The organism is Rhodococcus sp. T2V, assembly GCF_029269925.1.
Lineage (GTDB): Bacteria > Actinomycetota > Actinomycetes > Mycobacteriales > Mycobacteriaceae > Rhodococcus_F > Rhodococcus_F koreensis.
Genome location: NZ_JARJBD010000003.1, coordinates 176,885 through 199,806, shown reverse-complemented (window position 1 = coordinate 199,806; position 22,922 = coordinate 176,885). Strand labels below are relative to the sequence as shown.

Here is a 22,922-nt window from a genome sequence, read left to right as displayed (position 1 = left end):
GCGTTCGTTCCGGCGAGACACGGAGTTGAGTGATGCGGGACCAGTCGATCGATGACCTTCTGAACACGGGCCTGTTCGTCGACGGGCGGTGGATCCGCTCCAGCTCCGGCGAGACCCGCGACTGCATCAATCCGGCCGACGGGTCGGTGGTCGCCACCGTCGACGAGGCCTCCCCGGACGACGCCGCCCGCGCCGTCGCCGCGGCCCGCGCCGCGTTCGACGAGGGCACGTGGCCGCACACGCCCGTCGCCGAGCGCACCGCCATCGTCGCGCGGATCGCCGATCTGCTCGAACGCGACAAGGAGACCCTGGCGCGCATCGAGACGCTCGACACCGGAAAAACTCTGGAAGAGAGCAGGATCGACATCGACGACGTGGTGTCGGTGTTCCGGTACTACGCGCAACTCGCCGCGGTCGAGGCGGACCGTCTGGTGGATGTCGGCCGTCCCGACGTGATCAGCCGGGTGGTGCGCGAGCCGATCGGTGTGTGCGTGCTCATCGCACCGTGGAACTACCCGCTCCTGCAGATCTCGTGGAAGGTGGCGCCCGCACTGGCCGCCGGGTGCACGATGGTCCTCAAACCGAGCGAGGTGACCCCGCTCAGCACCATCGCGTTCACCACGCTGATCGCCGAAGCCGGTGTTCCGGCCGGGGTGGTGAACCTCGTGCAGGGCAGCGGCGCCGTCCTGGGCGCCGCCCTCACGGGAACCCCCGACGTCGACTTCATCTCTTTCACCGGCGGGCTGGCCACCGGACGCGTCATCCTCGAGACCGCGGCGAGGAACGTCACCAAGGTGGCCGTGGAACTCGGTGGCAAGAATCCGCACATCGTCTTCGCCGACGCCGACGGAGACGACTCCGTCGACCAGGTGCTCACAGGAGTGTTCCTGCACTCCGGTCAGGTGTGCTCGGCGGGCACCCGCCTGATCATCGAGGAATCCATCGCCGATCGGTTCGTCGCCGCGCTCGCCGCCCGGGCGGAGAAGATCCGGATGGGCAACGGCCTCGACCCGGCGAGCCGTACAGGCCCGCTGGTATCCGAGGCCCACCGGGAGAAGGTCGAAAAATACGTGGAACTCGGACGCGCGGAGGGCGCCCGGCTGGTGACCGGGGGAGCCCGGCCGTCGGATCCCGCGCTGGCGAACGGGAGTTTCTACCTGCCCACCATCTTCGACCACTGCGACCGCACCATGCGCCTCGTGCAGGAGGAGACGTTCGGGCCGATCCTCACCGTCGAGCGTTTCACCACCGAAGAGGAGGCGTTGCGCCTGGGCAACGACACCGAGTACGGCCTCGCCGCGGGCGTCCGGACCGCCGACAGCGCCCGGGGTGAGCGCATGGTGCGGGGCCTGCGCCACGGAACGGTGTGGCTCAACGACTTCGGCTACTACACCGCGGCCGCCGAGTGGGGCGGCTTCAAGATGTCGGGGAACGGGCGCGAACTCGGCCCCGCCGGTCTGGCGGAATACCAGGAGACCAAACACATCTGGCACAACACCTCGCCCACGGCGGCGGGGTGGTTCGACAACGGCTAGTCCGGCGCACGGAGAGGCGAGAGAACGATGGCTACTCGGCACGGAGCAGTGGGTGGCGGAGATGAGTCGGGGGACAGTGGACTCGGCGAACTCGGGTACAAACAGGAATTGGACCGCAGTCTGGGCAAGTTCGCCAGTTTCGCGGCGGGAGTCAGTTACATCTCGATTCTCACCGGCACGTTCCAGTTGTTCTATTTCGGGTTCGGCACGGCGGGGCCGGCGTATCTGTGGTCGTGGCCGATGGTGTTCGTCGGGCAGATGGCCGTCGCGCTGTGCTTCATGGAACTCGCGGCCAAATATCCCGTCGCCGGCTCGGTCTACAACTGGGCCAAGCTACTCGGCAGCAGGATCGTGGGCTGGTCGTCGGGCTGGCTGATGCTCACCGCGTCGATCGTGACGCTCTCCGCGGTCGTGCTCGCGCTGCAACTCAACCTGCCGCGGCTGTGGAGCGGTTTCCAGATCGTCGGCGACGGCAGCGGTGAGTACGACTTCGCGACCAACGCCGTCATTCTCGGCACCATCATGATCGCGTTCACCACGGCGGTCAACGCATTCGGCGTCAAGCTGATGGCCCTCATCAACAGCACCGGCGTGTTCGTCGAATTGATCGCCGCGGTCCTCATCGCCGTCATCCTCGCAGCCAACATCACCCGCGGCCCGGAGGTGTTCTTCTCCACCCACGGGTACGGCGCCGGGGAGGCCGGCGGGTATCTGACCGTGTTCCTCGTGGCGTCCCTCGCGTCCGGGTACGTGATGTACGGCTTCGACACCGCGAGTTCGCTCGGCGAGGAAACCGTCGACCCGCGGCGGACGGCACCCAAGGCGATCCTGCGGGCGATCCTCGCGTCCTTCGTGATCGGCGGGGCGATCCTGGTGTTCGCCGTCATGGCGGCCCCCGACCTCGACGATCCGCTGATCGGCAGCAGCGAGGGCGGCCTGCAGTACATCGTCGAGCAGGTGATGTGGGGACCGCTCGGCAAGATCTTCCTGGTCTGCATCGTCGTCGCGGTGACCGTGTGTTCGCTCGCCGTGCACGCCGCGGCCATCCGGCTCACGTTCGCGATGGCCCGCGACAACGCCCTGCCCTTCGGGGAGCGGCTCGCCCACGTCAACCCGAAGCATCAGACGCCGGTGGTCCCCGCCATCGTGATCGGTCTGCTCGCGGCGTTCATCCTCGTCATCAACATCGGTCAGCCGCAGATCTTCACGGTGCTGACGTCGATCGCGATCATCATGATCTACCTGGCGTACCTCATGGTCACCGGTCCGCTGCTGAAGAAACGACTGCAGGGGCAGTGGCCGCCTAAGGAACTCGCCGAGAGCGGCTACTTCACGATGGGCCGGTGGGGGCTCGCTGTGAACATCTTCGCCGTGCTGTGGGGCGTGGGAATGGCGCTCAACCTGGCGTGGCCACGCCCCGAGGTCTACGGAACCCCCTGGTACAACACGTGGGGTGCGTTCGTCTACATCGGCATCATCCTCGGGCTCGGCCTCCTCTGGTACGCGGTGAAGGGCCGCAACCACATCGGCTGCCTCGCCTCGCACGCGGCGACGACGAAGGACGAGGCGGAGAGTGAACTGCCATGACGGACACAGTGTTCGACTACGTGATCGCCGGCGGAGGAACCGCCGGATGCGTGCTCGCCGCCCGGCTCAGCGAGGACCCGTCGGTGACCGTGTGCCTCGTGGAGGCAGGGCCGTCCGACGTCGGTGACCGCAACATCCTCGAGTTGTCGCAGTGGATGCACCTGCTGGACTCCGGGTACGACTGGGACTACCCGGTCGAGCCGCAGGAGCGGGGCAACAGCTTCATGCGGCACGCCAGGGCCAAGGTGCTCGGCGGCTGCTCGTCGCACAATTCGTGTATCGCGTTCTGGCCACCCGCCGAGACGCTCGACGACTGGGCGGCGGCCGGTGCGACGGGCTGGGGCGCGAAGGACGTATTACCGCTCGTCGCGCGGGTGGAGAACAACGACGCCCCCGGTGAGCAGCACGGCCACAGCGGTCCCGTGCGGTTGCGCGACGTCCCCCCGAACGACCCCTGCGGCGTCGCCCTGCTCGAGGCCGCGGCGAAGGTCGGGTTGCCGACTGTGCAGTTCAACCGCGGCACGAGCGTCCTCGACGGCGCGGGGTGGTTCCAGATCAACGCGTCCGAGGACGGGACCCGGATGTCGACGTCCCACGCCTACCTGCACCCGATTCTCGGATCCCGGCCCAACCTCGACGTGCGCACCGACTGCTGGGTCGCCGAGATCGTCATCGACGATGAGATGGCGGCGACCGGCGTGCGCTACCAGCGTCCCGACCTCTCCGGATACGACACCGTCTCGGCGCGCCGCGAGGTGATCGTCACCGCAGGGGCCATCGACACCCCGAAATTGCTCATGCTCTCGGGTATCGGGCCCACGGTGCACCTGCGTGAGATGGGCGTGCACGTCCGGGTCGACGCCCCCGGGGTCGGGCAGAATCTCGACGACCACGTCGAGGGTCTCGTGTTCTGGGAGGCATCCCGGCCGATGGTCACCGAGTCGACGCAGTGGTGGGAGATCGGCCTGTTCGCCACCACCGAGGAGGGCCTCAATCATCCGGACCTGATGATGCACTACGGCAGCGTGCCGTTCGACATGAACACCCTCCGGTGGGGCTACCCCACCACGGACAACGGATTCTGCCTCACCCCGAACGTCACGCAGGGCCGCTCCCGCGGAACGGTGCGGCTCCGCTCCCGCGACTTCCGGGATCGTCCGCGAGTGGACCCCCGGTATTTCACCGACCCCGACGGTCACGACGAGGCCGTGATGCTCGCCGGGTTCCGGCTGGCGCGCCGCATCGCCGAGCAGGAACCGCTCCGGGGCTGGATCAGGAGGGAACTGGCTCCCGGGCCGGAGGCGGAGACCGACGACGAACTGATCGACTACGCGCACCGCACCCACAACACGGTGTATCACCCCGCCGGGACCGCCCGGATGGGTGCGGCCACCGACCCGGCGGCCGTCCTCGACCCGGAGTTGCGGGTGAAGGGGGTGCGCAATCTGCGGGTGGTGGACGCGTCCGCCATGCCGAAACTGCCGTACGTCAACCCCAACATCACGGTCATGACGATGGCCGAGAAGTGCGCCGATCTGATTCGCGGACGCTGACCCGGTGACGTGCGGGAGGCCCTGCGTGAAGCGCCAGGTACTTTGAAGTCCTACTATCTCCCCGTACTGGCAGAGAGACGGAAGGGCACGTCATGAATTCTCCCGAACCGATCGTCGTAGTCGACGGCGCGAGGACCCCGATCGGCAGCTTCGGGGGCGCGTTCAAGGACGTGCCCGCCCACGAACTGGGTGCCACCGCCGCGAAGGCCGCACTGGACCGTGCCGGGGTGCCCGGTGCGGACATCGACGAGGTGGTGATGGGCTGCATCGGTCAGGTCGGGCCGGACGCCTACAACGCCCGCCGTGTCGCCCTGGCCGCCGGACTTCCCGAGAAGACCCCGGCGTACACCGTGAACCGGTTGTGCGGGTCCGGTCTGCAGGCGGTGTGGTCGGCGGCGCAGCAGATGCGCTGGGGTGGGGTGAACTTCGCCCTCGCCGGCGGCGACGAGAGCATGTCGCGGATGCCGTTCTACGACTTCTCGGCCCGCTCCGGGTACAAGCTCGGTGACCGCAAGCTCGTGGACGGTACCGTTGCGATCCTGACCGACCCGTTCGGTGGGGTGCACATGGGCCGCACCGCCGAGGCCGTGGCCCGCAAATACGACGTGAGCCGGGAGCAGCAGGACGAGTTCGCCGTCGAATCCCAGCGCCGCGCCGCCACCGATGCGGCGCGGGCGGCGTTCGCGGAGGAGATCACCCCGGTGCAGATCGGGGGTCGGCGCCCGACGACGGTCGAGGTCGACGAGCATCCCAAGCCCGACACCACCCTCGAGACCCTGGCGAAGTTGCGGCCGGCGTTCGAGGAGGGCGGGTCGGTGACCGCGGGGAACGCGTCGGGGATCAACGACGGCGCCGCGGCGCTGGTGCTGGCGACCGAGTCCGCGGCGCGGGAGAGGGGCCTGACCGGAATGGTGACGTTGGAGGCGGTTGCGACGGCGGCGATGGATCCGGCGTTGATGGGGTACGCCCCGGTGCTGGCGTTGGCGAATCTGTTCGAGCAGACCGGGACCACCCCGGGTGATATCGATGTGATCGAGTTGAACGAGGCGTTCGCGTCGCAGGCGGTCGCGGTGATCCGGGACGCGAAGCTGAGCCCGGAGAAGACCAACCCCTACGGCGGGGCGATCGCGCTGGGTCATCCGGTCGGGGCGACCGGGGCGATCCTGAGTCTGCGGATCGCGAAGGACATGGTGCGCCGCGACCTCGAACTGGGCATCGTCACCATGTGCATCGGCGGCGGCCAGGCCCTCGCCGCCCTCTTCAAGCGCATCTAGGAAGAGGGTCGGGCGATCCCGGAGGAGTACGGCGGCGGTGGCAGCACGTTCGCGCACGATCTCGTCGTGTTCGAGACTCAGGACAATGCCGGCGACCTCGCGCTCGGCATCTCGGTGCACTCCGGCATCGTCGCGCACTACCTCCTCGAGAACGGCACGGAGGTTCAGAGGAAGACCTGGCGCCAAGGACGTCGGCCGGAGGAATCAGCACGCGGGAAGCGTCAACAACCCGCGTCGGGAAACATGTCGAAGAACCAGGCCGTTGCTAGCTGCGGGCCACTGCCTATCGGCTCGATGGGCGGGCGAAGTAGGCAGCGTGTACTCGGCAGGCGATACCGGGATCGCAGTCTGACAGGTATATCGCCTGTCGGAGGGCTTCGGAGAAGCGGGCTGCGGTCATCCCGAACTGAACCATGATTTCATCCGCCGGTGGGCCTCCGTACGGGAGCCAGGTCAATGCAAAGCGAATCAGTTGGTCGGCCTCTCGCGGTATGCGAGAGTGTCTTTCCGCGCGGAGTTTGTCGCGCAGCCGTTGTCTGCGGGGGAGTCGGTGCGCTGGGGGGTGCTCGTCGTCGGCAGCGGTTGTGTCGGCGAGACGGCTTCTGCTGGATTTGGGGTCGGGGCGGGAGTTGCGGGTCTGGGTGGGCGGTTCAGACATGGGAAACCAGCTGTCTCGGGAATGCGTTCATTCGAAGTGCGCGGGATCGGTCGGCGTCGGTCGCTACAGTCGGGCGGCCAGCTGTCAGCGATACGATCGGCGCCGTCGTGCACTCATCGGGTGGTGGGGGTGTCGTGCACGGCGATTGCGCGAGTCCTGGCGAGGATTGATGATCCATCCTGATTCACGTGTCTTCGGTGGGCGTGGATTGTCCTTTAGCGGTCGACGGCATAAGTCGTCGACCTCGATGTGGAAGCGATCGCTGATCTGGTTCAGGTTGGGCCTGACCCGCGGTTTCATCGGGACCGGTCGGGGCGGCGGCCGCCGCCCCGGTGCAGCTGTCGGCGTCCGCCGCCCGCCTTCACGGGCGGTTGATACCGTGCCGGGAGGGCGGGCGGCAGCCTCACAAGGGGAATGCTTTGTCGGGGAAGGTGTTGTTCCAGATTTCGGCGAGCGTGCCGTTTGCGATCAGATGCTGGATCGCCCCGTTCAGACTGGTGCGCAACGTATCGGAATCCTTGCGCACCGCAATGCCGTATGGGTTTCCTGTGGGTGCGATGAAGGCGACCCGCAGCTTGCCGGTGGCTTCGAGTGCCGGTAGGACGATTTCGTCGTCGACGAACGCATCGATGGTGCCGTCGATGGCGGCGTCGGCCATCTCGTGGAATGCATCGTCACCGGAACCGAATTGGACGACCTCGGCGCCGGCGAATGATGCTGCCAGTGCAATGTTGGTGGTGCCCGTAATGGCTCCGACCTTGCGGCCGACGAGGTCGGCGGCCGAGCGGACGGGGCTGTCGCTCCGGACGACCACTCCCTCGTCGAACCGTCCGTAGGGGACGGTGAAGTCGACAATCTTCTCGCGGTCGGCAGTGATGGCCTGGTTACACAAGATTGCATCGCACCGCCGTTCGGTCAGGGTCGGCACGAAATCGGACCACCGACGTACGTCGACCCACTGCAGTTCGAGGCCCAGGTAGTCGGCCAGCGCACGGCCGAGGGCGGGTTCGTAGCCGACCCGCACGCCATCGACGACCGATGTCATTGGGGGAGCGGCGATGTCCGTCGAGCACAGGACGAGGGTTCCGGATTGAATGAGTTCGAGGTCGCTCACGGCAAGGATCCTTCTGAAGGTGATACCGGCATGGAGGATCGGACCCCGCCCTGGGGCGGGGTCCGACATGATGAGCTACGGGGTGTAGCGCAGGTAGGTGTTGAAGTCCCAGTCGGTGATCGCGCCCGAGCGCCGGTTGCATTCGTCACGCTTGCAGGAGGTGAAGGTGTCGTAGAGCGAGCCGGGCAGAACGGAGCGGACCGCCTTGTCTTCCTCGAGGGCGTCGAGGGCTTCGGACAAGGTCAGCGGCGGCGGCGCGAAGGTCGAGGGAGCATCGTCGCCGGAGGGTGCGTAGGCGTTGCCGAGTTCGGGTTTCCCGGGGTCGACGTTGCGACGGATGCCGTCGGCCATTGCGCCGATCAGCGCGGCGTGGGACAGATAGGGGTTGACGGCTGCGTCGGGAGAGCGGACTTCGACGCGTCCGGGCAGCACACGATAGTTGGTCGTGCGGTTGTCGTATCCCCAGTTGGTGACCGCCGGGGCGAACAGTCCAACGTCCCAGAAGCGGGCGTAGGAGTTGGTCGTCGACGCGAACACCGCGGTCATTCCGCGGGTGTGCTCGAGCAGGCCGCCGAGCGCGTGGCGTCCCAGTTCGGTGAGATCGTCGTCGTCGGCGAACACGTTTTCCTCGCCCCGCCACAGGCTCGCGTGGTGGTGGCAGCCGTTGGCCATGATTCCGGGGACCGGTTTGGGCATGAACGTGGCCAGCACACCGAACTCCTTGGCCACCGCCATGCAGATCTGCCGGTAGGTGATCAGTCGGTCGGCCGTCGCGAGGGCGTTGTCGTAGAGGAAGTTGCATTCGAGCTGACCAGGGTCTTCGTAGTCGGACTGGATCATCTCGAAGCCCAGTTCCTGGGCGTACTGCGTGATGCGCTTGAGGATCGGCATCATTTCCGCGATGTGCTCGAGGTGGTAGGACGGGCCCACCCACTCGGGGAAGAAGGAGGCGGAGCGGTCGACGGCGTCCGGACCGCTGAACCAGCTCATCTCCGGTTCGCACCCGGTCCGGAGCTCGAGCCCCGTCTCGTCCCGGAAGGCGGCGATGACGCGCTTGAGGTTGCCGCGAGCGTCGGCCTCCTCCGGCTCTCCCGGCCCGACCTCCTCACGCAGCGAGCGGTAGTGGTCGCAGAACACTCGTGCCACGCTCCGGTCCCACGGCAGGATCTGCGCCGTGCCCAGGTCGGGCACCAGCAAGCCCTCCCGGGTGCTGATACCACCTGGTCCGAGCAGCTCACCGGCCAGGCTCGCCTGCAGGCCGCCGGCGGCGGCGTAGCCGAACGGCACGCCCTTGCGGGCCGCAGTGTCGAGGAAGTATTTGGCCGGCATCACCTTTCCGAGGACGCGGCCCTGCACACTCACGTACTGGCAATGCACGTGCGTGACACCGCGTTCGTCGAACAGCTGCCGACACCGTTCCAGTTCGGATTCACGGGCGGGATCGCTGAGCGCCAGCTCGAGTGGGGTCGTGTGTTCGCTGGGGGTGGGCATACTTGGCCTCCGGGTCTCAAAGATAGTGTGCTGCGCCGCACCCCATCAAGAGGATTCGGTCGATGGTGCATGCGGCACGGGAACCCAGGGCCGAACCCTGAGTAATTAATTTAACATCTGGCATTAGATGTTAGACTTTTGTTTTCGGTTTCGCAAGCCCCGAGTGCCGGATAATTCAGCATCGAGACCGGTCTGTACGAATGTTCCGGCGCCGCGAGTGCTGCGCCGGGACATCGGGTCTCAGGGCTCAACCGTGCTTGATCCAGAGGTGTTTGACCTGGGTGAACTCGTCGATGCCGTAGCTCGAGCCTTCGATGCCGTAGCCGGAGTCCTTGAGCCCGCCGTGCGGCATCTCGGGAAGCATCGACAGGTGGTCGTTCATCCAGACGGTGCCGAATTCGAGGCGCGGGGCGGTGTTCATCGCCCGGTTCAGGTCGCGGGTCCACAGGGATGCGGCAAGCCCGAAGGGGGTGCCGTTCGCCCATTCGACCGCCTGGGCGTCGGTGTCGAACGGTTGCACGGTCACGACCGGCCCGAAGATCTCCTCCTGAACGATCGTGTCACCCTGCTCGACGCCGGTGATGACGGTCGGGGTGACGAAATTGCTGTCGGTGTCCGGGTCGAGGTGTCCGGTCAGGATCTTCGCGTTCTGGGCGCTGTGGATGTAGTCGACAACCCGGTCGCGGTGCCCGCGATAGGCGAGCGGACCCATCTCGATGTGCTCGCCCTCCTCGGGTGCGCCGACTCGGACCGACTCGAACGCGGGCACGAGGCGATCGAGAAAATCGTCGTAGCGGGACTTCGCCACCAGAAGCCGCGACGCGGACAGGCAGACCTGGCCGGAATTGACCGTGGCGGCATGACGAATGCCGGCGACGACCGCATCGAGATCGGCGTCACCGAACACGATGGCGGGACAGTTGCCCCCCAGCTCGAGATGCACCCGTTTGAGGGTGTGGGCCGCCGCGGCGGCCACCGCCTTTCCGGTGGCGACGGCGCCGGTGACCGACACCATGCGAATCTTGGGATGCTGGGAGAGCGCGGAGCCGACCGGATCGCCCTGTCCGGTAATGACGTTGAGTACTCCGGGCGGCAGGATCGGGGCCGCCAGGTCGGCGAGGGCCAGTGCCGTCAACGGGGTCTGCTCGGCGGGTTTGAGCACGCACACGTTACCCGCGGCGAGTGCGGCGCCGGTCTTCCAGATCGCGCCCATCAGTGGGAAGTTCCACGCCGTGATCAGGCCTACCACCCCGACGGGTTCCCGACGCACAATCGAGGTGGCGCCCCGGCGGAATTCATTGGACGACAATCCTTCTGAGCTGCGTATCGCACCGGCGAAGAAGCGCAGGCCGTCGATCGCCTCGTCGACCTCGCCGCGGGCATTCAGGATGGGCTTGCCTACATTCGCCGATTCGAGATCGGCCAGCTCACTCCTGTGTGCGGCCATCGCGTCGGCGAGGGCGAAGAGGTACTCCGAGCGCTCCCGCGGGGTCGTCTCCCGCCAGGTCTGCCAGCCGGTTTCGGCGGCCTCGGCCGCGCGGTCGACGTCGACGCGGGAACTCGCTGCCACCTCGCCGATCACCGCGCCCGTTGCCGGATTCGTGATCGGCGCTCGTGCGCCGTCGGCGGGGTCGACCCACCGTCCGCCGAGGAAGTTCTGGCTGCGTATCTGCCTCATGGGTTCGCTCCTTCGTTGACATCCATATATCTAACCTATAATGTCAGAGGTTAGAAGGCAAGATTCCCCGAGACTGAGTCAGAGTGGAGGTAGTCGAGTTGAGTACGAATCCCGTGCAGACCGTCGATTCCGACCCGAGCAGGCATCTGTGGATGCATTTCAGCAACATGGGTGCGTATGCGCAGGGGGTCGAAGTCCCGGTCATCGTCCGCGGCGAGGGTTGCTACGTGTGGGACCAGCACGGGAACCGATACCTCGACGGCCTGAGTGCGCTCTACTGCGTGAACGTCGGCCACGGCCGCACCGAGCTGGCCGAGGCCGCGGCCAAGCAGGCTACCGAGTTGGCCTTCTTCCCGACGTGGTCCTTCGCGCATCCCCGCGCGATCGAGCTCGCGACCAAGATCGCCGACCTGGCGCCTGCGGATCTCAACCGCGTGTTCTTCGTCGGCGGTGGCGGCGAAGCCGTGGACTCCGCCTTCAAGCTCGCCCGGCAATACCACAAGATTCGCGGCAAGGCCGGCAAGTACAAGGTGATCTCCCGTAACACCGCCTACCACGGCACCACGCTGGGCGCACTGGCGGCGACCGCGCTGTCGCCGGCAAGGGCCCCTTTCGAGCCGCTGCCCATCGGCGGAAGCCATGTGACAAACACCAACGTCTACCGGCTGGACCCGCAGGCGGTCGATACGCTCGCCGAGGCGATCCGGGAAAGAATCGAGTTCGAGGGACCAGACACCGTCGCGGCGGTGATCCTCGAACCGGTCCAGAATTCGGGAGGCTGTTTCGTCCCGCCGGAGGGCTACTTCCAGCGCGTGCGGCAGATCTGCGACCAGTATGACGTCCTGCTGATCTCCGACGAGGTCATCTGCGCCTTCGGACGACTGGGCGAGTGGTTCGGTGCCCAACGGTTCGACTACGTGCCCGACATCATCACCACAGCCAAGGGCCTCACCTCCGCCTATGCACCGATGGGGGCGGTCATCGCCTCTGACCGCGTCATCGAGCCGTTCCTCACCGACAACAACGTGTTCGCCCACGGTGTCACTTTCGGTGGGCACCCGGTCGCCTCGGCGGTCGCGCTGGCGAACATCGAGCTGATGGAGAGCGAGAAGATCCTCGAAAACGTGCGCGCCAACGAAGCAGTGTTGCGCGGAATGCTCGAGTCGTTGCGCGACATTCCCTTGGTCGGTGACGTGCGCGGGGCGGGCTACTTCTGGGCGATTGAACTGGTCAAGGACCCCGCGACGAGGCAACGCTTCTCGCAGGCCGAGGGCAAGGCGCTGCTGGCTTTCCTGGCCCCCGAACTCTATCGGCGGGGATTGATCTGCCGCGCGGACATGCGCGGAGACCTCGTGGTCCAACTGGCGCCGCCGCTCATCGCCGGCCCCCAACACTTCGCCGAGATCGAAACCATCCTGCGATCGACACTCGTCGACGCTGCGGCGCTCTCGCTGCCGACCGACTGACCAGGAGAAAACCGATGAGCACGATCGACACCACACCGCTGCCCGAATACCAGATGTACATCGACGGGCACTGGGTCCCCGCCGGGACCGGAGCACGCTACGCCACCACCAACCCCTACACCCAGGAGCCGTGGTCGACGGCCCCCGACGGCGGCGCCGCCGACGTCGACCGCGCCGTCACCGCCGCCCGCGCCGCCCTGACCGCAGGGCCGTGGTCGACCACCACCGGCGCCGAGCGCGCACGGTTGATGCGCACCCTCGCGGATCTACTCGAGCGCGATGCCGCCGCACTCGGGGCCATCGAGACCACGGACAACGGCAAACTGTTACGCGAAATGGCCGCCCAGATGGCCTATCTGCCCCAGTGGTACCGGTACTACGCCGGAATCGCCGAGACACTCGGCGGCGACACACTGCCGTCGGATCGCCCGAACTTCTTCATCTACACCCGACGCGAGCCGGTCGGTGTCGTCGGCGCCATCCTGCCCTGGAACTCACCCCTGATGCTGCTGGCGTGGAAGCTCGCGCCCGCGCTCGCGGCCGGCTGCACCCTCGTCGTCAAACCCTCCGATTACACTCCCGCCTCGACCCTCGAATTCGCCCAGCGCATGGACGAGGCGGGCTTCCCCGCGGGTGTCTTCAACGTCGTGACCGGCACCGGACCGGAGGTCGGCAAGGCCCTCGCCGGCCACCCCGGCATCGACAAGATCGCCTTCACCGGTTCGACCACGGTCGGTGTCCAGGTCGGCCGCGCGGCCCTCCAGAACATGACCCGGGTGCTGCTCGAACTCGGCGGCAAGTCCGCTCAATTGGTGTTCCCCGACGCGGATCTGGAAGCCGCCGCCAACGGTGTCATCGCCGGAGTATTCGCCGCCACCGGGCAGACCTGCCTGGCCGGCTCCCGCCTGCTGGTCCACGAATCCATCCACGACGAGCTGGTCGAGCTGATCGTGCGCCGCGCGCGGACCATCGTGCTGGGGGACCCGACGGATCCGGCCACCGAGATGGGACCGGTGGCGAACGGCACGCAGCTCGCCTCGGTACTCGGAATGATCGACAAGGCGGTCGCCGACGGCGCCACCGTCGCCACAGGCGGTGGCCAATCACCCAGCCGCGGCGGACTGTTCGTCGAACCCACCGTGCTCACCGACGTCCGGCCGGACATGCCCATCGCGCAGGAAGAGGTCTTCGGCCCGGTACTCGCCGTGACACGCTTCTCGACCGAGGACGAAGCACTCGAATTGGCCAACGGCACGAAATACGGCCTCGCCGCCGGAGTGTGGACCCGTGACCTGCAGCGCGCACACCGCGTCGCAGCCGCGGTCACGGCCGGCACCGTGTGGATCAACGCCTACCGCGTGGTCGGACCGGGCGTACCGTTCGGCGGTTTCAAGAGCAGCGGATGGGGCCGAGAAAACGGGCCCGAGGCGGTCCTCGAATACACCGAAACCAAGGCGGTCTGGGTCGAACTGACCGGCGCCACCCGCGACCCCTTCACGATCGGCTGAGGTGGCCACCATGGACTCCGTCAATTCCGGGCGCGTGACGGTCGGCATCGTCGTCGGCGTCGAACACGGGGACTTCGGTATGTGGAAGAACATCCCCACCGCGATGCTGCCGACCACCTACGTCGAGGCCGTCCGGCGCGCCGGGGGGACTGCGCTGCTGTTCCCGGCCGACGGCGACCTGGCCGAAAACCCAGACCAGGTACTCGATCTCGTCGACGCGGTCATCCTGGCCGGGGGACGTGACATCGGCCCGGCGACCTACGGCCACTCCGCCCACGCCGCCACGGCCGAACCCGACACCGCGCGCGATCTCGCCGAGCTCGCGGTGGCCCGCCGCGCCCTCGCACTCGACATCCCCATCCTCGGCATCTGCCGCGGAATGCAGATGCTCAACGTTGCCTTCGGCGGAACACTCGACCAGCACCTGCCCGACTCGCTGGCCCACGACGATCACGCCGCCCACGACGGTGTGTTCGGCAAGCACGAGGTCACCCTCGTCCCGGACACGGTCGCCGCGGGCGCCTACCAGTCCGACACCGCGACCGTGCATTCCGCACACCACCAGGGCGTCGGCGGGCTCGGTGCCGGGCTGACGGTCAGTGCGCGCTCGGTGCCCGACGGGGTGATCGAGGCCATCGAGTCCCCCATGCACACATTCGCGCTCGGTGTGCTGTGGCATCCCGAACAGGACCCGATGACCCCCCTGTTCCGGGCGTTCCTCGACCACATCGACGGCCGGGCACGCCACCGGCGCACCGGCTCCTGACCACCCCGGAACACCCGGCAGAAGACAACGACCGTACCCATCGCGGTACAGCCACCGACCACTCAGGGAAGAGAGGCCCCATCATGAAAGTCACCGTAGACACCGCAGTGTGTGCCGACCACGGACAGTGCATCTTCAGCGCGCCGACGGTATTTCAGTTCGACGACGACGGGAGGCTGGTCTGGGAGCCGGCGCCCGACGAATCCCTTCGCACGTCCGTCGAAGAGGCCGCGGACGTGTGCCCCGTCCAGGCGATCCGTGTGGACGATTAACCGATGACACCACGGATTGTCATCGTCGGCGGCTCCCTCGGCGGGCTGCGCGCCGCTGAGCAACTACGCGTGCACGGCTGGTCGGGTGAGCTCACGGTGGTCGGCGCCGAGGCTCATTTGCCCTACAACCGTCCACCGCTGTCGAAGAACGTCCTGGTCGCCCCCGATGCCTGTGCACTCAGCGCCACCGAACTGGTCAACTATCCGGGTGTGGCCCTGCGTCGGCGCGCGCACGTCGAGGACGTGTCCTGGGTGACGGGCACCGAGGTAACCGGGGCCGTGCTGGCGGACCGAGTCGTGCACACCGCCGACGGGCGCACGCTCGCCTATGACGGTCTGGTCGTCGCCACCGGTCTGCGGCCCCGCCGATTGCCGATCGACGGTTTCGGCTCGCAGCGGCACGTACTACGCACCCTCGACGATGCGATCGCACTGCGTGAGCAGCTGACCCCGGGAGCCTCCGTGGTGGTCGTCGGCGGCGGTTTCATCGGCTGCGAGGTCGCCGCCAGTGCCCGCCGCGCCGGATGCCGCGTCAGGGTCGTCGAGCCGTTCGTCGCACCGATGCTGCGCCCGCTCGGCTCCGAACTCGCCCGCACCCTGCAAACCTTCCACGAAGAGCAGGGCGTGGTCTTCGAGCTGGGCAGGTCGGTATCGGCCCTGATCGGACGGCCATCGGATGTCGAGACGCTGGGTACGGTCATCCTCGACGACGGGACCGAACTCGAGGCCGACGTGCTGGTCGAGGCAGTCGGGTCACGGCCCAACGTCGAATGGCTGGACGGCAACGGCCTGGACCTGTCCGACGGCGTCCTCTGCGACAACCTGATGAGCGTCGAAGGGCACGGCGATGTGGTGGCGGTCGGAGATGTGGCTCGATTCCCGAACCCGAGATTCGACAGCACCCCGCGCCGCGTCGAACACTGGTGCGTTCCCGCCGACACCGCGCAGCGCGCCGCCGCCACCTTGCTCCGCGGGCTGAGCCCCGGCGACAGTGGCGCCGAGGCTCCGGCACCGTTTGCGCCGCTGCCGGCCTTTTGGAGCGACCAATTCGACGTCAGAATCCAGGGTTTCGGGCGCACCGACCACGCAGACCGTATCGAGATCCTCGAGGGCGGCTTCGCCCCCGGATGGGAATCGGAGGGTGTCGTGGTGGGCTACTTCAGACAGTCCACGATGACCGGCGTCGTCATCGCCGGCGGGACGCCCGCGCAACGGTTGCGGCACAAAGCCCTTCTCGAGGCCGTGGGCTGAGCCCCTCGCCCGCCGCCACTCGGTCCCCACACCGTGTGGGCCACGGTCGGAGAAACCCCACCCGTCTCGACAAACCAAGAAGGATCGAAGTGAGGGTCCTGTGAAGGTCAGCATTCCCAAGGAAATCAAGAACAACGAGTACCGAGTCGCTGTCACTCCGGCCGGTGTGCACGAACTCGTGTCACACGGGCACGAGGTGTTCGTCGAGTCAAAGAACCCATCGCACCCGAGTATCACCGGATGCGCGAGGGACAGGTCCTGTTCACCTACCTCCATTTGGCGGCCGACAAGCCACTGACCGAAGAGCTGCAGAAACGTCAGGTGACCGGCGTCGCCTACGAAACGGTGCAGACCCCGACCGGGACCCTGCCGCTCCTCGCACCGATGAGCGAGGTCGCCGGCCGACTTGCGCCGCAAGCCGGCGCCTACCACCTGATGTGCCCAACCCACCTACGAAGTGCACAACTCGATCTTCTATTGCGTGGCGAACATGCCCGGCGCCGTGCCCCATACCTCCACCTCCGCCCTGACCAACGTCACACTGCCCTACGCCCTCGCGCTGGCGAACAAGGGCTGGGAACAGGCGCTGAACGACGATCAGTCGCTGGCCCGGGGCCTGAACACCCACGCCGGGCAGGTGACCTACGCCCCCGTCGCGCACGCGCACGGACTGGAGTCGGCTCCATCGGCACCCGGACTTCGTCGACGATGACGCCGGCCCGACCAGGGACAGCTGCGCGATACCGCGGAACACCGGCGCGCAACCTCCGAAGCCCACCGGAGCGCAGAAAGTACGACCTCGAAGAATTATCACATAACCTCTAGTATATGAGGTTATGTGATGTTAGATTGTGATCGCACTCATAGTTGATGAAGGAGAGAGTGTCGATGAACGAAGTATTTGACGTAGTTGTCGTGGGGGCCGGATTCGCCGGCATCACCGCCGCCCGGGACCTGACCGCGGAAGGGAAGTCGGTCGTCGTTCTCGAGGGACGCGATCGCATCGGTGGCCGCACCTACACCGATGACAAGATCGGGCGGGCGGTGGAACTCGGTGGCGCCTACGTGCACTGGACACAGCCGAACCTGTGGCGAGAGATGCAGCGCCACGGTCTCGAACTGTCGACACCCGTGCCGATCGACCGCGTCCACTGGCTGGCCGACGGCGCCATGCACTCGGGCACCGAGGCGGAATTCGACGCCCTCGCCGGCCCGGGCATGGAGCGTTTCGTCGAGGACGCCCGCGAGCATTTCCCGTATCCCCACGACGTCCACACCACGGACATCGGGGAGATCGATCTGGAGACCTTCACCGACCGGATGAAGCGACTCGACCTCGACTCGGCCGACCGCGACATGCTCGACGGCATTCTCTCCTACACGGTGGCCGCACCCGACCAGCAGGCGGTATCGCAAATTCTCCGTTGGGCCGCACTGTATTTCGGAGACTGGCGTGCGCTCTGGGAATCGGGTGCCTACTGGCGCATCGCGACCGGAACCAAAAGCCTGATCGAAGCGATCGCCAGCGAATCCTCCGCCGATATCCGGCTGTCGACTCCGGTGTCGGCCATCGCGAACGACGGCGACGGAGTGCTCGTCTCCACCCGGGCGGGGGAGACGATCCGCGCCAAATCCGTCATCGTGACCGTCCCGGTCAATGCCCTCAACACGATCGAGTTCTCGCCCGCGTTGAGCGAGGGCACCCAGCGCCTCGCCGACGAGGGCCATCCGATGCGCAACCGCAAGATGTGGGTCCGGGCCAAGGGTGAGATCGAAGCGTTCACCGCCTACGCCCCGCTCGGGGCCAACCCCATCACCATCGCGATGACCGAATATCGCCTCGACGGTGACACCTTGATCGTGTGCTTCTGCCCCGACGCCACAGCGATCGACCCCGATGACAAGGGCGCAGTCCAGGACGCGTTGCGCGCATACGTGCCCGACCTCGAGGTCGTGGACACCGACGGACACGACTGGGCAGACGACGAATTCTCGCAGGGAACCTGGATGATGATGCGCCCCGGACAGCTGTCATCGGCAGTCCCGGACATCCAGAAGCCGCACGGCCACGTCTACTTCGCCGGCAGCGACATCGCACCCTCGTTCGTCGGGTGGATCGAGGGTGCTCTCGAAAGCGGCGCCCTCGCCGCCCGGAACGTGGTCCGCGATCAGAAGGCCGCCGCCCAGCGGGCCTGAGAGCCCGACCCGAACCTTCATAACCCCACACTCGACCACGATTGTCCCCCGGGTGTGCCGTGCGTGAACACGGCCCACCCGGGGGGCACAGAAGGGAATCCCCGTGCGCCCCGGCTTGCACAACTTCGTCAAGGACATGGACAACGCATGGGCGGCCGAGCAGCCCCACGAGGCTATCGCCGCGCATTTCGCGGAAGACGGTGTCCTACACGACATGACCTCACCCGGCGCGGCCACCGGCCGAGCTGCGATCGCCGAAGCGATGAGCGCCTTCACGAACGCCTTCTCCTCGATGGAGTTCCACAGTTCCGTCGTCGCCGACGACGGTGAGACGGCCACCGTCGAATGGACCGTGACCGGAGTCCATACCGGGGTCCTCGACGGAATCGCACCGACCGGCAACCGCATCGAGGTACGCGGTGTCAACCTGCTCAAATGCAACCCCGCCGGACAGTTGCTCGAAGAGCGCTCGTACTGGGACTCGGGGACGCTGCTCCGTCAGCTCGGAGTCTTCGACAACTGATCAAAACCAAACGCAGCGGCGCCCGGAGACCTCTCGGGGCGCCGTTGCTGTACGCGCCGCCGCCCCCCACGTTCGCGGCGGCAGCACCCCCGCAGCACATACCCGAACGCCCACTCCCACCCCTTCCCCATGGAGACCCGATGATGATCACACGCCTCATGGCAGTGACCGCCTGCGCTGTCACGGCGGCGGTCGCCACCACCAGCACCGCCCCGGAACACGCCGACCCCCACCATGCGTCAGCCCTGGAAACGGAGATCCTTCCCGGTATCCATTACACCGCGAGCATCGTCGACAAGTCCGTCGTCCTGACCACCGACGGCGGCTCACTGACCACCCAGGGCAACCGGTTCCAGGTACTCGATGCGGACGGGAATCTGGTAGCCGGCTTCCCACTGACCTATGCCCGGGACGGGAAAGAATGGCCGATCGCCGCCCAGATCGACGGCAGGAGCGCCACCCTCACCCCGTCCACTGAACCCGCCACTGCCACACCGCTGAAGGATGCAGCGCTCCCACCGCAGCCGACCGCATTGGACGTCCGGTCACCGGAATTCAGCGCTGCCATCATCAACTTCGGTACCGAAGTGGCGCTCGGCGTCGGGATGGGCAGCCTGATCGGCACGGCGATCGGTGCCGGGGTCGGATGCATTGCCGGAGGAGCGCTCGTCGGATCCGCGGTCGCCGTCCCGACAATCGGCATCCTCGCGGTTCCCGGTTTCCTCGGCGGATGCCTGGTCACCGGAGCCGCGGCAGGGGCGATCGGAGCGGTCGCCGGAACCGTCATCGTGGGTGGGCCCGTCGCCGTTGCGAGTGCACTCCAGTTCTACGACGCGATCAACGCCCCCGCCGCCGAACCCCTGGCAGGCTGACCCGGACAACGCGGCGCGCTGTTCGGGTCCGGCCGGAACGCCGGACCGGGGGTTCATACGACGAGTACCTCGCGGAACGCGGCGCGGCTGCGCTCGCTCCCGGGTACTAGGCGGGGTGCCCGACGAGCGCCATCACGCGGTCGACCAGGGCGTCATCGCGCGCCGCATTCGCGATGACCAGTGTCTGCAGGCGGGGGGCGTCGGCGGCAAGAGGCCGGTAGGTGACCCCCGGAACGGTCCCGTCACGGATCTCCCGTGGGACCAGACACACGCAGTCGGCGGACGCGACCAAACCGAGCATCCCCATCAGGCTGTCCGCTCGCCCGCCGTCCCGGGGTTCGAAACCCCCGGCGCGGCACCCCGCGTAGATCAACTGACTGAGCCCGGGCAACGCGGTCGCGGATGGCAGCGCGAAATCCTGATGCCGCAAGTCGGCCAGGACGATCTCGCCCCGAGCGGCGAGATCGTGCCCGGCGGGCAGCGCACACACCAGGGGTTCGTCGTGCAGGAGCCGGATATCGAGGTGTTCCGGGTCGGCCAGTGGAGCTCGCACCATGGCGACGTCCAGCCGCCGGCTGCGCACCATGTCGGCGAGTTCGGCGGAGGTGCGTTGATAGAGGTGGATGCGCAGTCCCGGCAGGTTGTCGTGGACCATGCCGATCAGACGGGGGACCGAGACGTAGGAGGCGCCGCTGACGAATCCGAGGCGCAACGTTCCCTCCGCACCTTGCGCGATCCGTCTGGCACGTTCGGCTGCGGAACTCTGTGCGTCCAGGAGGTGCCGTGCATCGAGAGCGAAGGCCTTCCCGGCGGGGGTGAGTTGCACCTGGCGGGTGCTTCGTTCCAATAGTGGCACCCCGATGGTCTTCTCGAGGCGTTTGATCGCCTGGGTGAGGGGCGGCTGACTCATGGACAGTCGCTCGGCAGCGCGGGTGAAGTGCCGCTCTTCGGCGACCACGACGAACTGCTCGAGTAGCCGTCGCGAAAAATCCATATCGTCCATAATATTAATGGTGCCACAATTAGTATTGGATATAGTTCGTCATCGGGGCTTTCATTATGGTGTGAAGCACGACAACACCGGTTCGATCGCATCGAGCACATCCATTCCCCCCGGCCCGCGGGAACCATCCACCCACCCCGTTGCGACGGGCGGTCCCCTGCGAGGGCTTCGCGTGATCGAACTGGCCACGATCATCATGGGCCCCTACGCCGGTCAGCAATTCGGCGACCTCGGCGCGGACGTGATCAAGATCGAGGCTCCCGGCGGGGATCCGACTCGACAGTTCGAACCGAAACGCCATCCGGGGATGGGCGGCCCCACCCTCAATCTCAACCGCAACAAGCGTAGTGTCACACTCGATCTCAAGGATGCATCCGATCGAGATTCGCTCTTCGCGTTGCTCGAGACCGCGGATGCCTTCATCACCAATGTGCGCCCCGGCGCCCTCGAACGACTGTCGCTGGGATGGGCGGACGTGGCCGCAGTCAATCCACGTCTGGTGTACGCCACCGCACAAGGATTTCGTTCCGACTCGGCGATGCGGGACAACGCCGCCTACGACGACATCATCCAGGCAGCGACCGGACTGGTGTGGCTCAACGAGCAAGTCTCCGGAAAGCCGCACTACATCCCCTCGGTGGTGGCCGACAAGGTGTGCGGGCTGATGATGGTGCAATCGGTACTCGCCGCCCTCCACTACCGGGATCGCACCGGACGCGGACAGCACGTCGAAATCCCGATGGCGGACACCATGATCGCCTTCAATCTCGTCGAGCATCTCGCCGGAGCAACACTCGATCCATCCCGCGAGAGCGATTACGGCTACCGGCGAGTGCTCAGCCGCGAACGTAAAGCCTGCCGAACCTCGGACGGGTGGATGTGCATCCTGCCCTACAACGACGCGAACTGGCGGGACTTCTTCGAGTTCGCCGGCGACCCCGAAGCGGCGACCGATCCCCGGTTCACCACCATGGCCGGCCGCATCGCGAATTCCGATGCTCTGTACGCCAGAATGCGCTCCCTCACAGCACAGTTCAGTACCGCCGAGTGGCAGCGCCTGTGCGACGACGCAAGCATCCCGGCGCATCCGGTCTACAGCCTCGCTGAAAGTGCGACCAGCCGCTACGCGCAGGACGGCGGACTGCTGACGATCGCCGAACACCCCACCGAGGGGCCGTACCAGCTGATCGGGCACCCGGTCCGGTACTCCGAGACACCGGCCCAACTGCACCGGCATTGCCCGGCGCCGGGGCAGCACACCGAGTCGGTCTTCGACGACCGACCATCGCAGCGGAGCCCAGGCATGACCACTGTTAGTCGGACCCCGACCCTCATCCGGCATATCACCGTGAATGGAGACGCGCTGTCATGACCTCCTCCCGAGGTGACCTCGTCGTCACCATCGACAACCACATCGGGCGCATCACCCTCAACCGGCCCGAGAAGAAGAATTCCTTCACGGTGGACATGCTCGAGGACTGGGCGCGGGCGCTGCGCGAGTTCCAGCGGGACGAGCGGGTGCGGGTGGTCGTCGTCCGCGGCGCGGGTGAGGCCTTCTGCGCCGGCGCCGATCTCGCCGACATCGGCGAGATCGATCGCACACCGCTGACCAACCGGAAACTGATGACCGACACGGTCCACCAGGTCGCCCGCGTGGTCGAGGACCTGACCAAACCACTGATTGCCGGGGTGAGCGGGCCCGCCGTCGGCGCCGGGATGGACATGGCCCTGATGTGTGACTACCGGATCGCCTCGGCGGCGGCCCGGTTCTCCGAGGGGTACATCCGCGTCGGCCTGGTACCCGGTGACGGCGGCTGCTTCTACCTCCCGCGGCTGATCGGCCGACCCCGCGCGCTGCGTCTGCTGTGGACCGGAGAGTTCCTCGCCGCCGAACAGGCCCTCGACTGGAACCTCGTCGACGAAGTCTGCGCCGCCGACGAATTCGACACCCGACTCGATGCCTTCGCCACCCAGATCGCCCGGCAGCCACCCGTGGCCGTCCAGATGATCAAGAACGCGGTACGCCAATCCGATACCGGCGATCTGCGGTCGGCGCTCGATCTCATCGCCTCACACCAGGCGGTGGCGATGACCACATCCGATTCGATCGAGGCGCTCGACGCCTACACCACCCGACGAACCCCGACCTTCGAGGGCCGATGACAAGCCAGGACA

General features: G+C 66.9%; 18 protein-coding genes and 2 pseudogenes. 16 read left to right on the top strand and 4 right to left on the bottom strand.

The window, feature by feature from the left end:
- The first annotated feature begins 32 nt into the window (after positions 1 to 32).
- The 5 genes and pseudogenes from P3H15_RS04390 to P3H15_RS04370 all read left to right on the top strand — a co-directional run.
- The gene (locus P3H15_RS04390) at positions 33 to 1,535 is read left to right on the top strand and encodes an aldehyde dehydrogenase family protein (protein ID WP_276136122.1); all 1,503 of its coding nucleotides are present in this window, start codon (positions 33 to 35) and stop codon (positions 1,533 to 1,535) included.
- Between the two features lie 27 nt (positions 1,536 to 1,562).
- Complete coding sequence (locus P3H15_RS04385; protein WP_276136121.1) at positions 1,563 to 3,122, top strand: APC family permease; 1,560 nt, start codon at positions 1,563 to 1,565, stop codon at positions 3,120 to 3,122.
- Positions 3,119 to 4,675 carry a GMC family oxidoreductase gene (locus P3H15_RS04380; protein ID WP_276136120.1) on the top strand — a complete coding sequence of 519 codons (1,557 nt, stop codon included), beginning with the start codon at positions 3,119 to 3,121 and terminating at the stop codon, positions 4,673 to 4,675. The genes P3H15_RS04385 and P3H15_RS04380 overlap by 4 nt, the downstream gene beginning before the upstream one ends.
- 92 nt (positions 4,676 to 4,767) lie before the next feature.
- Entirely contained in the window at positions 4,768 to 5,949 is a 1,182-nt protein-coding gene (locus tag P3H15_RS04375; RefSeq protein WP_276136119.1) for a thiolase family protein, read from the top strand.
- A gap of 12 nt (positions 5,950 to 5,961) precedes the next feature.
- A pseudogene (locus tag P3H15_RS04370) lies at positions 5,962 to 6,129 on the top strand (acyl-CoA dehydrogenase family protein); the annotation flags it as partial.
- A gap of 881 nt (positions 6,130 to 7,010) precedes the next feature.
- Here P3H15_RS04370 and P3H15_RS04365 read toward each other — a convergent pair.
- The 3 genes from P3H15_RS04365 to P3H15_RS04355 all read right to left on the bottom strand — a co-directional run bounded on the left by P3H15_RS04365 (position 7,011) and on the right by P3H15_RS04355 (position 10,890).
- Entirely contained in the window at positions 7,011 to 7,721 is a 711-nt protein-coding gene (locus tag P3H15_RS04365) for an ABC transporter substrate-binding protein (RefSeq protein WP_276136118.1), read from the bottom strand.
- A 75-nt stretch (positions 7,722 to 7,796) separates the two neighbouring features.
- Positions 7,797 to 9,212, bottom strand: coding sequence for a glutamine synthetase family protein (locus P3H15_RS04360; RefSeq protein WP_276136117.1), 1,416 nt, complete (start codon positions 9,210 to 9,212; stop codon positions 7,797 to 7,799).
- A 247-nt stretch (positions 9,213 to 9,459) separates the two neighbouring features.
- Positions 9,460 to 10,890, bottom strand: a complete 1,431-nt coding sequence (locus tag P3H15_RS04355) for an aldehyde dehydrogenase family protein (RefSeq protein WP_276136116.1) — start codon at positions 10,888 to 10,890, stop codon at positions 9,460 to 9,462.
- 98 nt (positions 10,891 to 10,988) lie between these two features.
- Between P3H15_RS04355 and P3H15_RS04350 the strand changes: the two genes are divergently transcribed.
- The 9 genes and pseudogenes from P3H15_RS04350 (at position 10,989) to P3H15_RS04310 (ending at position 19,744) form a co-directional block, all read left to right on the top strand.
- The gene (locus P3H15_RS04350) at positions 10,989 to 12,356 is read left to right on the top strand and encodes an aspartate aminotransferase family protein (protein WP_276136115.1); all 1,368 of its coding nucleotides are present in this window, start codon (positions 10,989 to 10,991) and stop codon (positions 12,354 to 12,356) included.
- A 14-nt stretch (positions 12,357 to 12,370) separates the two neighbouring features.
- Positions 12,371 to 13,864, top strand: coding sequence for an aldehyde dehydrogenase (locus P3H15_RS04345; RefSeq protein ID WP_276136114.1), 1,494 nt, complete (start codon positions 12,371 to 12,373; stop codon positions 13,862 to 13,864).
- A gap of 10 nt (positions 13,865 to 13,874) precedes the next feature.
- Complete coding sequence (locus tag P3H15_RS04340; protein WP_276136113.1) at positions 13,875 to 14,630, top strand: gamma-glutamyl-gamma-aminobutyrate hydrolase family protein; 756 nt, start codon at positions 13,875 to 13,877, stop codon at positions 14,628 to 14,630.
- An 83-nt stretch (positions 14,631 to 14,713) separates the two neighbouring features.
- The gene (locus tag P3H15_RS04335; RefSeq protein ID WP_276136112.1) at positions 14,714 to 14,902 is read left to right on the top strand and encodes a ferredoxin; all 189 of its coding nucleotides are present in this window, start codon (positions 14,714 to 14,716) and stop codon (positions 14,900 to 14,902) included.
- Positions 14,903 to 14,905: 3 nt separating this feature from the next.
- A complete protein-coding gene (locus P3H15_RS04330; RefSeq protein ID WP_276136111.1) occupies positions 14,906 to 16,153 on the top strand; it encodes an NAD(P)/FAD-dependent oxidoreductase in 1,248 nt (415 codons plus the stop codon).
- Positions 16,154 to 16,253: 100 nt separating this feature from the next.
- A pseudogene (locus P3H15_RS04325) lies at positions 16,254 to 16,865 on the top strand (alanine dehydrogenase).
- A 176-nt stretch (positions 16,866 to 17,041) separates the two neighbouring features.
- Positions 17,042 to 18,349: an NAD(P)/FAD-dependent oxidoreductase gene (locus P3H15_RS04320; protein ID WP_276136110.1), complete on the top strand. Its 1,308-nt coding sequence runs from the start codon at positions 17,042 to 17,044 to the stop codon at positions 18,347 to 18,349.
- A gap of 103 nt (positions 18,350 to 18,452) precedes the next feature.
- Positions 18,453 to 18,872, top strand: coding sequence for an ester cyclase (locus P3H15_RS04315; protein WP_276136109.1), 420 nt, complete (start codon positions 18,453 to 18,455; stop codon positions 18,870 to 18,872).
- Positions 18,873 to 19,012: 140 nt separating this feature from the next.
- The gene (locus tag P3H15_RS04310; protein WP_276136108.1) at positions 19,013 to 19,744 is read left to right on the top strand and encodes a hypothetical protein; all 732 of its coding nucleotides are present in this window, start codon (positions 19,013 to 19,015) and stop codon (positions 19,742 to 19,744) included.
- Between the two features lie 106 nt (positions 19,745 to 19,850).
- Here the strand turns inward: P3H15_RS04310 and P3H15_RS04305 are convergent, their stop codons facing one another.
- Positions 19,851 to 20,738 carry a LysR substrate-binding domain-containing protein gene (locus P3H15_RS04305; RefSeq protein WP_276136107.1) on the bottom strand — a complete coding sequence of 296 codons (888 nt, stop codon included), beginning with the start codon at positions 20,736 to 20,738 and terminating at the stop codon, positions 19,851 to 19,853.
- Between P3H15_RS04305 and P3H15_RS04300 the strand changes: the two genes are divergently transcribed.
- The gene (locus tag P3H15_RS04300; RefSeq protein ID WP_346348746.1) at positions 20,653 to 22,119 is read left to right on the top strand and encodes a CoA transferase; all 1,467 of its coding nucleotides are present in this window, start codon (positions 20,653 to 20,655) and stop codon (positions 22,117 to 22,119) included. The genes P3H15_RS04305 and P3H15_RS04300 overlap by 86 nt on opposite strands.
- On the top strand, positions 22,116 to 22,910 hold the full coding sequence (locus P3H15_RS04295) for an enoyl-CoA hydratase/isomerase family protein (protein ID WP_276136106.1): 795 nt from the start codon (positions 22,116 to 22,118) through the stop codon (positions 22,908 to 22,910). The genes P3H15_RS04300 and P3H15_RS04295 overlap by 4 nt, the downstream gene beginning before the upstream one ends.
- Positions 22,911 to 22,922 lie beyond the last annotated feature (12 nt).